The organism is Microcoleus sp. T3_D1, assembly GCF_036700405.1.
Lineage (GTDB): Bacteria > Cyanobacteriota > Cyanobacteriia > Cyanobacteriales > Microcoleaceae > Microcoleus.
This window is the reverse complement of the sequence record NZ_JAUBOV010000019.1, coordinates 1-11,890: the sequence shown is the minus strand read 5'-3', so window position 1 is coordinate 11,890 and position 11,890 is coordinate 1. Positions and strand designations below refer to the sequence as shown.

Annotated in this window: 9 protein-coding genes; 8 read left to right on the top strand and 1 reads right to left on the bottom strand. The window is 46.4% G+C overall.

Annotated features, from left to right (window positions below; all coding sequences use genetic code 11):
• Positions 1-9 precede the first annotated feature (9 nt).
• On the top strand, positions 10-636 hold the full coding sequence (locus tag QT992_RS10955) for a Uma2 family endonuclease (protein ID WP_333052464.1): 627 nt from the start codon (positions 10-12) through the stop codon (positions 634-636).
• Between the two features lie 169 nt (positions 637-805).
• Here QT992_RS10955 and QT992_RS10950 read toward each other — a convergent pair whose 3' ends face one another.
• Positions 806-1,411: a pentapeptide repeat-containing protein gene (locus QT992_RS10950; RefSeq protein WP_333052467.1), complete on the bottom strand. Its 606-nt coding sequence runs from the start codon at positions 1,409-1,411 to the stop codon at positions 806-808.
• Positions 1,412-1,546: 135 nt separating this feature from the next.
• On the opposite strand from QT992_RS10950, the gene purL reads away from it, so the two are divergent.
• The 7 genes from purL (at position 1,547) to QT992_RS10915 (ending at position 11,682) form a co-directional block, all read left to right on the top strand.
• Complete coding sequence (gene purL / locus QT992_RS10945; protein WP_333376994.1) at positions 1,547-4,108, top strand: phosphoribosylformylglycinamidine synthase subunit PurL; 2,562 nt, start codon at positions 1,547-1,549, stop codon at positions 4,106-4,108.
• A 280-nt stretch (positions 4,109-4,388) separates the two neighbouring features.
• A complete protein-coding gene (locus tag QT992_RS10940; RefSeq protein WP_333337650.1) occupies positions 4,389-6,437 on the top strand; it encodes a bifunctional serine/threonine-protein kinase/formylglycine-generating enzyme family protein in 2,049 nt (682 codons plus the stop codon).
• Between the two features lie 243 nt (positions 6,438-6,680).
• The gene (locus tag QT992_RS10935) at positions 6,681-6,929 is read left to right on the top strand and encodes a type II toxin-antitoxin system ParD family antitoxin (protein ID WP_333315584.1); all 249 of its coding nucleotides are present in this window, start codon (positions 6,681-6,683) and stop codon (positions 6,927-6,929) included.
• A complete protein-coding gene (locus QT992_RS10930) occupies positions 6,926-7,228 on the top strand; it encodes a hypothetical protein (RefSeq protein ID WP_333315586.1) in 303 nt (100 codons plus the stop codon). The genes QT992_RS10935 and QT992_RS10930 overlap by 4 nt, the downstream gene beginning before the upstream one ends.
• The gene (locus QT992_RS10925) at positions 7,225-7,671 is read left to right on the top strand and encodes a hypothetical protein (protein WP_333315588.1); all 447 of its coding nucleotides are present in this window, start codon (positions 7,225-7,227) and stop codon (positions 7,669-7,671) included. Before QT992_RS10930 ends, QT992_RS10925 begins: the two co-directional genes overlap by 4 nt.
• 725 nt (positions 7,672-8,396) lie before the next feature.
• Positions 8,397-9,863, top strand: a complete 1,467-nt coding sequence (purF, locus tag QT992_RS10920; RefSeq protein ID WP_333315590.1) for an amidophosphoribosyltransferase — start codon at positions 8,397-8,399, stop codon at positions 9,861-9,863.
• A 733-nt stretch (positions 9,864-10,596) separates the two neighbouring features.
• Positions 10,597-11,682, top strand: coding sequence for a DUF3474 domain-containing protein (locus QT992_RS10915; protein ID WP_333337646.1), 1,086 nt, complete (start codon positions 10,597-10,599; stop codon positions 11,680-11,682).
• The last annotated feature ends 208 nt before the right edge of the window (positions 11,683-11,890 follow it).

Here is an 11,890-nt window from a genome sequence, read left to right as displayed (position 1 = left end):
TCAAGTAAAATGCTAACAATATCAACGCCCCCCGAACAGCGAGTTTTACTGCAAAATATCAGTTGGCAGTTATATGAAAGCCTGCTAGCGGAACTGGGCAACCAACGTTCCACCAGAATTGCTTATCATCAAGGTCAATTAGAAATTATGGTGCCGCTACCGGAACATGAAAATCGCAACAGGCTGATCGATCGCTTAATTGTAACTCTCATAGAAGAACTCAATCTAGAGTACAACCCCTTTGGCTCGATGACGATCAAAAAACGCAAAAAAGCAGCGGGTAAAGAACCAGATTCCTGTTATTATATCCAGAATGAAGCACTGGTCAGAGGGAGAACAGAATTAGACTTTGCTCAAGATCCGCCGCCCGATTTAGCACTGGAAATTGATATTACCAGCAGTTCCTTAAATCAATTCGATTTATATGCAGATTTAGGCGTACCCGAAATTTGGCGGTACGATGGACGAAGCATCAAGTTTTATCAATTGCAAAATGGCGAATATGCCGAGTGCAATTTTTCGCGGGCTTTCCCGATGCTACCTACTGCAAAAGTTGAGGAATTTATCGATCGCACTCAAACTACAGGCGCAACCACAGCAGTGCGAGAATTACGGGAATGGGTCAATCGATTTTAGATTTTAGATTTTAGATTTTAGATTTTAGAATTGAAGCATTCACCCCACGAATAAATACGTTCGGCAAGTTTCATCGGATACAGGTTTTTTATTTTTCCACGGATGAATCCGGGGGCTTGTATCCTGGATGCTTTCGGTAAAAAATCAAAAAAATCAGTAATTGTGCAGTCTACCACGGCACTCCTCGCGCATCAGAAAAATCTGCATCTAGAACCACCCCCGCATCGAATACAGCATCAGTTAAATCAGCTTTTCTAAACGACGTTATCGACAATTTTTCTATCTGTTCAACAGCGATAAAAAAGCCGATCGCAGTTAACCCCAGAATTACCCCAGAAACCAAAAATAAGACAATTCCCCTGAGAGTATCTCCGCCCAAAAATGTCACAATACCGCTAGCGCCGATCGCAGCAGCAGCCCCAGCCACAGCCCCCGCCACAATCCCAGCCTCGCACCGAGTCGCAGCAATCGCCGTCGCAGCGGTTCCAGCCACAGCCACAGCCCCCGCATCCGCCCCGGCTATCAGTCCCGTCAAAGCCCCAGCAGCCGTCACTGTCACCGCTGTCACCCCAGCCCTAGCAATCAAATTTCTCACCCGCCTGCGGCTTTGTCCGGTTCTGACACCCTGAAAATTTGCCCCCCTCAAAATCGCCCCGGTGAAATTGCAGCCTCGAATGTCGCAACCGCTGAAATTCGCCCCAGATAAGTCAAGCCCTTTAAAAGAACGGTTCCGCAAGTTTTGGTTAGCAAAATTGAGATTTTGAGGTAAAGTCATTCGATTTTAGATTTTAGATTTTAGATTTTAGATTAACCAAGCAAATGCCTGGGATTATAGATTTTAGATTATAGATTTTAGATTAACCAAGCGCAGGGCATTTAGAATAAAGCCTGTGGTTTATAACGAGTTTCCATGTCTCCCATCTCCGAATCCCCATTTTCCCCGGAACAAATTGCCGGTGAAAGACTCACACCTGAAGAATATCAAGAAATCGTTCAGCGTCTAGGCCGCCATCCTAATAAAGCTGAATTGGGAATGTTCGGCGTCATGTGGAGCGAACACTGCTGTTACAAAAATTCGCGGCCACTATTAAAACAGTTTCCCACAGAGGGCGATCGAATTCTCGTCGGGCCCGGAGAAAATGCCGGCGTCGTAGACTTGGGAGAAGGCTTGCAACTCGCCTTCAAAATTGAATCCCACAACCACCCCTCAGCAGTCGAACCTTTCCAAGGTGCAGCAACCGGTGTCGGGGGGATTCTCCGCGATATCTTCACAATGGGTGCTCGCCCGATCGCACTTTTAAATTCCCTGCGTTTTGGCAACTTAGACGATGCTAAAACTCAGAGATTGTTCAAAGGCGTAGTATCGGGAATTTCCCATTATGGAAATTGCATCGGCGTGCCCACAGTTGGCGGCGAAGTTTACTTCGATCCGGCTTATTCCGGCAACCCATTAGTTAACGTCATGGCCTTGGGTTTAATGGAAACTCAAGAAATCGTCAAATCCGGCGCATCCGGCATCGGAAATCCCGTGCTTTACGTCGGTTCAACTACTGGCAGAGATGGCATGGGAGGAGCAAGTTTTGCCAGTGCCGAATTGACCGACAAATCAATGGACGATCGCCCCGCAGTCCAAGTAGGAGATCCATTTTTAGAAAAATCCTTAATTGAAGCTTGTTTAGAAGCATTCAAAACCGGTGCAGTCGTCGCCGCCCAAGACATGGGTGCGGCGGGAATCACCTGTTCGACATCAGAAATGGCAGCCAAAGGCGGCGTCGGCATTGAATTCGATTTAGACAAAGTTCCCGTTCGAGAAAGCGGCATGATTCCCTACGAATACCTGCTTTCGGAATCCCAAGAACGGATGTTGTTTGTTGCCCAAAAAGGACGGGAACAGGAATTAATCGATATTTTCCACAGATGGGGATTGCACGCCGTAGTAGCGGGGACAGTCATCGAAGAGCCGATCGTCCGAATTCTCTTTAAAGGCGAAATCGCTGCCGAAATTACCGCAACTGCTTTGGCAGATAACACGCCAATTTATCACCGAGAGCTGTTGACAGAACCGCCAGAATATGCTAAAAAAGCATGGGAATGGACGGCGGATTCCCTGCCACAATCCACAGTTGCAGGTATCGAAATTAACGGCAATTTCCAAACTTGGACTCAGATTTTGCTGACGCTTTTAGATACTCCTACCATCGCTTCTAAACGCTGGGTTTATCGCCAATACGACCATCAAGTGCAAAACAATACTGTTGTTTTGCCGGGAGGCGCTGATGCTGCGGTTGTCAGATTGCGTCCGCTAGAACCTTGCCACTCTTCCCTTGCTAACGGGTTAGAAGTACACCCCCTTGCTAAGGGGGATCTACTGAGAGAAAATGCCGTTTCTCTAGCTTCCGAAAGCAAACAGGAAGAAGAGGTAATTCCTCTATTTACAAAGGCACAAGGTAGGGAAACTCCAAAAGTTTCTCCCCCCCTTAGCAAGGAGGAAGCGCCGCAGGGGGCTATTCCCGGAGTTGCTGCAACGGTTGATTGCAATTCTCGTTATGTTTATCTCGATCCTTATGAAGGTGCAAAAGCAGTCGTAGCGGAAGCAGCGAGAAACTTAAGCTGTGTGGGCGCTGAACCTCTGGCAGTTACGGATAATTTGAATTTTGGCAGTCCCGAAAAGCCGATCGGATATTGGCAGTTAGCGTCAGCTTGTCGCGGGATTGCTGATGCTTGTCGGGAGTTGGGAACGCCTGTTACTGGCGGCAATGTTTCTCTTTACAATGAAACGGTTGATGCTGAGGGGAATCCTCAACCAATTTATCCGACTCCGGTAATCGGAATGGTGGGGTTAATTCCCGATTTGACCAAGATTTCTGGCCAAGCTTGGCTAAAGAAAGGTGATTTAATTTATGTGCTGGGAATTGGTGAATCATCCCAAAACTCAGAACTTCCATCTGAAAGCTCAAAAATCGAAACTTCTCCTACTTTGGGAGGTTCGGAATATTTAGCAGCAATTCACGGGATTGTAGCTGGGAAACCCCCAAGGATAGATTTTGAGTTAGAAAGAAAAGTGCAATCGGTTTGTCGGGATGGAATTCGGCAAGGTTGGGTATGTTCTGCCCATGATTGTGCGGAAGGTGGAATTGCGATCGCCCTCGCGGAATCTTGTATTTCTGCTAAAATGGGTGCAGAAATTCATCTAAGTTTCAATTCGGCAAATGTCAGCCGCTGGGATGAAATTTTGTTTGGTGAAATGGGCAACTGCATTGTAGTTTCAGTCGCACCGAAAAATCAAGAAATTTGGGAAGCTTACCTGCAGGAACATTTGACAAAAATGTGGCAGAAGCTTGGTTTAGTTTGCTGTGCTGAATCACCTTTACGGGTTGTGAGTGCTGACAATCAAGTGTTAATTGAGGTTGGGATGAGTGAGATGGGCGATCGATTCTATAATGCGATCGAGCGTCGGATTGCATCTGTTTGACAACATGAAATTTCGAGTCCCCTAAATCCCCCTTAAAAAGGGGACTAGGGGTTGACTTTGAATACTCTTGTCCCCCCCTTCTTAAGGGGCGGTGCCCCCGTGCCCGCCCTTCGTAGGGGCGGTGCCCCCGTGCCCGCCCTTGGCTAGGGGGTATCTCCGGGTTTAAAACACGCCCAATAACCCCAACTTCTTACAAAATTCACGATTCTTGCAAAAACATATTACATAAATCCGGGTTCTTAGACACTATACAATATAAACAATATCATTCCTAAAATAAATGATTTGCTGCATCAATCCCGACTGCCCCAATCCTCAAAACCCCGACGGACAAACATATTGCATTAGTTGCGGTATTCAACTCGTACCCATCCTGCGAAATCGTTTCCGCATGATCAAACTCCTCGGTCAAGGTGGCTTCGGCAGAACCTATTTAGCAGAAGATATTGATAGACTAAATCAACGCTGTGTCGTTAAACAATTAGCACCCGATGTCCAGGGAACGTGGGCGATTAACAAAGCGGTAGAATTATTTCAGCTAGAAGCTAGACAACTGCAACAGCTAGGACAACATCCGCAAATTCCATCCCTAGATGCCTACTTTGAAGACAACAAATATTTGTATCTCGTACAACAGTTTGTGGATGGGGATAATTTGTTGACGCTTTTCCAAAATCAGGGAATTTGGCAAGAAAGCCAAGTTAAGCAACTATTACTCGAACTTCTACCTGTTCTCAAGTTTGTTCACGAACAAAAAATTGTTCACCGAGATATCAAGCCAGAGAATATTATGTGCCGTCGCAGCGACGGTGTGTTAGTGCTGATTGATTTCGGAGTTTCAAAACAGTTGTCGGGAACAGTGATATCGCGACAGGGAACGCAAATTGGTTCGCATGGTTATGCACCGCTTGAACAAATGCAAGGGGGTGAAGCTTATGCAGCCAGCGATTTGTTTAGCTTGGGGGCGACGGCTTTTCATCTACTGACGGGGGTACATCCTTATGGTTTGTGGACGGAGCACGGTTATAGCTGGACTGGCAATTGGCAGCAACATTTGAAAAGTCCCATAGACAAGGGATTGGAATTGATTTTATCTAAGTTGTTGGCAAAAGATATCCAGCAGCGCTATCAATCAGCCGAGGAAGTTTTAAGAGATTTTCAAGGTCAGTCAACACAAACTCCCGCACCGACACCAATTCCCACAATTCCTGTGATTCCACAGCACTCTTTGCCGTTACCAACTAACACAACAAGGCGAGGTTTCTTGCAATTAGCGGGTTTTGCTGGGGGAGGATTTGCATTAGCTGTGCTGAGTCAAAGTTTGTTGAACAACAAAACTTCTTCATCTTCACCAAATCTTCCACCTTCATCCAACAAGGCGACCCCATCTCCTAAATCATCAGCTCAAAAATCATCTCCAAAAACTACAGCCAAAAGTTCATCGCCAAAACCATCTCCACAATCTGTAGCAGAAAGTCCATCGCCAAAACCATCTCCAAAACCATCTCCAAAACCATCTCCAAAACCCGCACCAGAAACTCCCAAACCTACGCCATCTTCCAATGCTTTAAAAAGCTTTACTTTTGAAACAGTGACAGTCAACTCAACGGGGCAAATCGCCAACCGCCGCCAAGGAAAAGCACAGGCTTTTATAGAAAATATGGGGAATGGTATTACTCTAGACATGGTAGCAATTCCTGGCGGCAGTTTTGTGATGGGTTCGCCCGATACGGAAGCCGGACGAAGTAGTTATGAAGGGCCGCAGCGTACCGTGAATATCCCGGCTTTTTTTATGGGTAAATATGAGATAACTCAAGAACAATACCAAGCGGTGATGGGAAATAACCCTTCTGAGTTCAAAGGTGCGAAACTTCCTGTCGAAAAAGTAAGCTGGAATGACGCTGTGGAATTCTGCAAGCGGCTTTCTAAAAAAACAGGCAAGACTTATCGCTTACCTTCAGAAGCGGAATGGGAATATGCTTGCCGCGCCGGAACTAAAACACCTTTCTATTTTGGTGAAACAATTACCCCAGATTTAGTTAATTATAATGGCAATAATCCCTACGCTGGGGCATCGAAGGGACTTTACCGCAAACAAACAACTGATGTCGGGAATTTTTTACCCAATGCTTTTGGACTTTATGATATGCACGGAAATGTTTGGGAATGGTGCAGTCATCTCGACAACGATCGAAGCGATCGCCGGGTGCGGTGTGGCGGTTCCTGGAAGGACACTGCGGTGAATTGTCGCAGTGCGTATCGTCTTAGCAATTTGGCGGGCGATGGTTACTCGGACATCGGTTTTCGCGTGGCTTTGGTTTCCGCGTAGTCTCTGGTTTCTGGTGTTGTGCTTTAGTCTCCCGCGAGGACTATTCTTTTAAGACTCGGCAGTTTTAACCTGGTTGATAAATATAGTCCTGGACGCATCAAAAGCTTCATAACCGGGTTTTTTGCGGTTTCTGCGGTCTGTAGCGCGTCTTCTGGGCAAAAAAACCCGGTTTCTGACCACCCGTGCATAAGTCCTATAATAGTTAAAATAGGCCAAGGTCACACATCAGGAAGGATAAAAAATATGACCATCAATCTTCCTCTTCCCGATTCAATTGAAAATTTTATTAACGAACAAGTGGCAATCGGAGGCTACAGTAATGCAGCGGAATACATCTTGCACCTAATTCGCCAAGAACAAGCAAGACTCGCGCGGGTTGAGTCGTTATTGTTGGCTGGTTTGGATAGTGGCAATTCTATAGAGATTACCGATGATTGGTGGGAGCAAAAACGCGCTCAGTTGGTGCAGAAACTTGACCCACAGCAGCGATGAATGTAGCATCTCAGCAGTTGCCTAATTTAACGGCCCAAACCAAGTCAGAAGCCCTAGTGATTATAGCAGATAGCGGCTTTGTATTCAAAACTAAAACAGAGGGTGGATATGAAACATTCGAGCATCCTGATGGTAGTTTAATTCATATTAGACCCGCTGGTGAAATTGTCCGAACCGGGCCTAAAATTAAAAACGATCGCGGTAAAAGTTACCGCCGCCGATACGACCAGTTTGGCAATCAGATTCAATTTATCCCAGGTTCAAGCACCCACAGTACCGGAGAAAATATAATTCTATGACTCTTACAGCCGATCGCCCTTTAAAACATTTTTGCATAGAAGACTTGAAAAGTGCCGACCTTGCAGGCATTACTCTAATCCCCCAACCTTTAACCTTGCGCTTAGACTTTACATTCGGAACCGGGATTTATGACACTTCCATCGAATTCTATCAACTCGTTCATCAGGTAATCTCTCAACCAGTCCACTCCGACTCAGAAGAGTCTTGCTTCTGGGTGGGTAACGCAGAATTAAGACAATTGACAGAAGATAAGAGTCAAATTTTATCTACTTTGTCCTATCCTTTTCAAAATCAAGCCGGTTTGGTTGAGACAGGTTCTTCGTCCCTTTTCTACTTTCGACTGGAAGGGGATATTTGTATCGAAGTAGTTTGCGGTAGTTACAAAATTTTTCAAGAATTGGAATCGGCGGTGGAAACCACGTCTACCCCAACGAAAACCTGATGGTGCGTGGGTTGAAGCTGTAGGGTGCGTCGCCCGAAACAATCTCCAAGTAAGAGGCCAATCTCATAGCGACGCACCTACACAATACGACATTACTTAATACTCGATCGCGCCCAAAATTGACATTACATGGCCGCACAGATTCCCATGATGATATAGTAGGTCAATTCCCTGAAAAAGTCAAGCTCGATCGCCCTTAAATTCTAATATTTCAAAAAGCCCGTGAAGCAATTTTATAATTTATTTGCCCTTGCACGATCGCCTATCTCTTCGTTCCCCTCTGTTGGGACGAGAGTTTGACTCTTAAGCGATTTCAATCGACTGCTGGCGAATTTAAAAGTGGTTTCACCCCTCACCCGTAAAAATAGTGGCTTTGGACTAAATATTTAATTAACCATATAGCTATTAAGTAGCCAGAACGAAAGAAAATGCTGCATTCGTGATGTGAGGGGTAACACCCTTGGCGAATTAGCCAACAGTTTTTTTCAATCGCCGATTCCCTCGCCCGCCGTTAATCAAGGTTAATATAGGATTTGGCGGCGATCGATACTACAATGCGATTGAACGTCGCATCGCTTCGGTCTGAAATGCTACACAATTTGGAAATTACGACAGATCCGTGGCAAGATTAAGGGAATGTTAAGTTATGCGACGCCTTCGCAAACAAGATTTCCCGCTGAAACTGTCCCCCTAACCCACCTTCCCCATTAGGAACCCACCCATCTATGATTCCCAACCATTCCTTCGCGGCTGACGAGCATTCTAGCAAACCCGACAAGCCCGAGGAAGCTTGTGGCGTTTTCGGTATCTACGCACCGGGTGAAGATGTCGCCAAGTTGACCTACTTCGGTTTGTATGCCTTGCAGCACCGGGGTCAGGAATCAGCAGGAATTGCCACCTTTGACGGTGAAAAAGTCCACCTGCACAAAGATATGGGACTGGTTTCCCAAGTCTTCAACGAATCGAGTTTAGGTCACTTGCCCGGTAACTTAGCCGTAGGCCACACTCGCTACTCTACTACTGGCTCGTCGCGCGTGGTCAACGCTCAGCCTGTGGTTGTCGAAACTCGTTTGGGAAGTCTGGCATTAGCACATAACGGGAATCTTGTCAATACAAAAGAATTGCGCGAAGAATTGCTGTCTCGGAAGTGCGAATTTGTCAGCACGACGGATTCAGAGGCGATCGCAGTGGCGATCGGTTCCGAGGTAGACAAGGGCAAAGACTGGCTGGAAGCAGCGATCAGCGCCTTTGCTATGTGCCAAGGAGCCTTTAGTTTGACGATCGCCACTCCCAAAGGCGTGATGGGAGTCCGCGACCCCCAGGGCGTCCGCCCGCTGGTAATTGGCATCCTCCCCACAACTCCGGTACGATACGTTTTAGCATCGGAAACTTGTGGCTTGGATATTATCGGTGCTGAATTTTTGCGGGACGTAGAACCGGGGGAATTAGTTTGGATTACAGAGGAAGGTATGGCTTCCTTCCACTGGAGTCAGCAGCAGAAGCGCAAACTTTGCATCTTTGAAATGATCTATTTTGCTCGCCCCGATAGCCAAATGGAAGGTGAAAGTTTGTACAGCTACCGCCTGCGGATCGGGCGTTTGTTGGCAGCAGAATCTCCGGCTGATGCTGATATAGTCATCGGCGTTCCCGATTCGGGAATCCCGGCGGCGATCGGCTTTTCTCAAGCTTCCGGCATTCCTTACGCCGAAGGATTGATTAAAAACCGCTACGTCGGGCGCACTTTTATTCAACCGACTCAGACAATGCGGGAGTCAGGAATCCGCATGAAACTCAACCCTCTCAAAGATGTGTTGGAAGGAAAGCGGGTAATTATTATCGATGATTCGATCGTGCGCGGTACAACCAGTCGCAAAATCGTCAAAGCCTTGCGGGATGCTGGCGCAACCGCAGTTCACATGAGAATTTCCTCGCCACCGGTGACTCATCCGTGTTTCTACGGTATCGACACCGACAATCAAGATCAGTTGATTGCTGCTACTAAGTCAGTCGCAGAAATCGGCACCCAAATTGGGGTTGATTCCTTGGCTTTCTTGAGTTGGGATGGAATGCTGAGGGCGACTAACGAAGACCCGATGAGTTTTTGTTCGGCGTGTTTCACTGGTGATTATCCGATCGACGTTCCAGAAATGGTAAAACGGTCTAAGCTCATATTAGAAAAAGCTGGAACCTAGAAAATCCAAAAGCGAGAAAGCGATCGCCCGTCACTTTCCGCAATTTAGGGATTTTCAAGTTTTTCTGGTAAGTCATTGCCAGAATGTGTGTAGAAATGTTACATTAACTTAGCTTTAGCAATTCTTGCAGAATTTGTGAACTGTAGTGAACAGTCGCTTGGGTAGAACTTGTGTGAAACCCAACCCTCGGATTGGAGATTGGAGATTGGAGATTTGAGATTTGTGCTTGAATCTAAAATCGCCAATCTAAAATCGATGGTTTTTCCCTACACTCTCGTTCACAATTCCTGCTCGAAACGCTGTATGCTACCTGCAGACTGGAGGTAGTTCCTCCAGATGTCCACTCTCAGATTGAAGTCGCATTTCGCACCAACAACGGGCACATGAGATTTTTTCAGATAACAGGGTCGATCGCACTAATTTTTCCCACACAAGTATTCCACAAGCCAACTTGCTTGAGAATCGCGGACGGGCTATTCATGCGAACTAAATAACTTTAGAAACCCTTGCAGAGTAAAAATATGGCTCCTTGCAGGTTGAATGTTACCTCACCTGCATAGGGGATACAACCCCCCGACTCCTGTCCGGGAGAGCCAAAAAATTTAGATATTAGTTAACCCCCCAGATTCATCTGTGGAGTGAATCTAAAATCTAAAATCTAAAATCTAAAATCGATTGACTGTTAAAAGAAGGCGGAATGCGGTTTCTCAAGTCAGCTTAAATCGGAAACTTCGTGCAATCAAATACTGTTCTCAATCAGCCGAGCAATCCAGGCTCATCCTCTCGTACAACAGAGTTACCTTTTACTCTTGCTGATATCAAGGCAGCCATTCCAGCCCACTGTTTTGAGCCCTCGGCATGGAAATCTCTGGCTTATTTCTTTTTAGATCTTGGCATCATCGCAGGTTTGTATGCGATCGCCTACACCCTCGATTCCTGGCTCTTTTATCCAATCTTTTGGTTGATGCAAGGAACCATGTTTTGGGCATTGTTTGTAGTGGGCCACGACTGCGGACACGGTTCATTTTCTAAGAGCAAATGGCTCAACAACCTGATCGGACACCTCTCCCACGCTCCAATTCTCGTACCCTTCCACGGTTGGCGGATTAGTCACAGAACCCACCACGCAAATACAGGCAGCTTAGATAACGATGAAAGCTGGTATCCGGTATCGGAAAGCAAATACAATCAAATGCCTTGGTACGAAAAGCTGGGACGCTTTTATTTGATGTTATTTGCCTACCCAATTTATCTATTTCGGCGATCGCCCGATCGGGTAGGTTCTCACTTCATGCCCGGTAGCCCGATTTTCCGTCCGTCCGAAAAATGGGATGTGTTGACAAGTTCCGCATCCTTGGTACTGATGGTAAGCTTTTTAGGCGCGCTAACCTATCAGTTTGGTTGGCTGTTTTTACTCAAGTTCTACTTGGTTCCCTATGTAGTGTTCGTGATGTGGCTGGATTTGGTAACATTCCTGCACCACACAGAAGCCGATATTCCTTGGTATCGCGGTAATGATTGGTCTTTCTTGAAAGGTGCATTGTCTACGATCGATCGCGACTACGGAATCATCAATTCCATCCATCACGACATCGGCACCCACGTAGCCCACCACATTTTCTCGACAATGCCGCACTATCACTTGAAGGAAGCAACGGAAGCAATTAAACCAGTGTTGGGCGATTATTATCGCAAGTCAACCGATCCAATTTGGAAGAGCTTTATTCGCTCTTACTGGGATTGTCATTTTGTCTCCGATACAGGTTCTGGAGTTTACTACGAATCGCCTAACAGTCGGCGATCGGCTGAAGTTAAGTAGTTTAAATTAACAAGAGAATACGTAAAAACTCGGCTTCTTAAAGAAACCGGGTTTTTCTTTTTTGCGCGTGTTTGATAATAAGATGTTCCACATCTGGAGGGGTGACAAGCCGCCCCAAACCCAGAGGTCTCTTCGGGAGCATCTCAGTTTTGCATTTACAGTGCGAGCGTCCCCGCTCGCGTATTGTACAATACGCGAGCGGGGACGC

Coding starts and splice junctions, on each gene's coding strand:
- QT992_RS10935 (WP_333315584.1), top strand. CDS start 6,681: ATGACCATCAATCTTCCTCTTCCCGATTCAATTGAAAATTTTATTAAC.
- QT992_RS10955 (WP_333052464.1), top strand. CDS start 10: ATGCTAACAATATCAACGCCCCCCGAACAGCGAGTTTTACTGCAAAAT.
- purF (WP_333315590.1), top strand. CDS start 8,397: ATGATTCCCAACCATTCCTTCGCGGCTGACGAGCATTCTAGCAAACCC.
- QT992_RS10940 (WP_333337650.1), top strand. CDS start 4,389: ATGATTTGCTGCATCAATCCCGACTGCCCCAATCCTCAAAACCCCGAC.
- QT992_RS10950 (WP_333052467.1), bottom strand. CDS start 1,411: ATGACTTTACCTCAAAATCTCAATTTTGCTAACCAAAACTTGCGGAAC.
- QT992_RS10925 (WP_333315588.1), top strand. CDS start 7,225: ATGACTCTTACAGCCGATCGCCCTTTAAAACATTTTTGCATAGAAGAC.
- QT992_RS10930 (WP_333315586.1), top strand. CDS start 6,926: ATGAATGTAGCATCTCAGCAGTTGCCTAATTTAACGGCCCAAACCAAG.
- purL (WP_333376994.1), top strand. CDS start 1,547: ATGTCTCCCATCTCCGAATCCCCATTTTCCCCGGAACAAATTGCCGGT.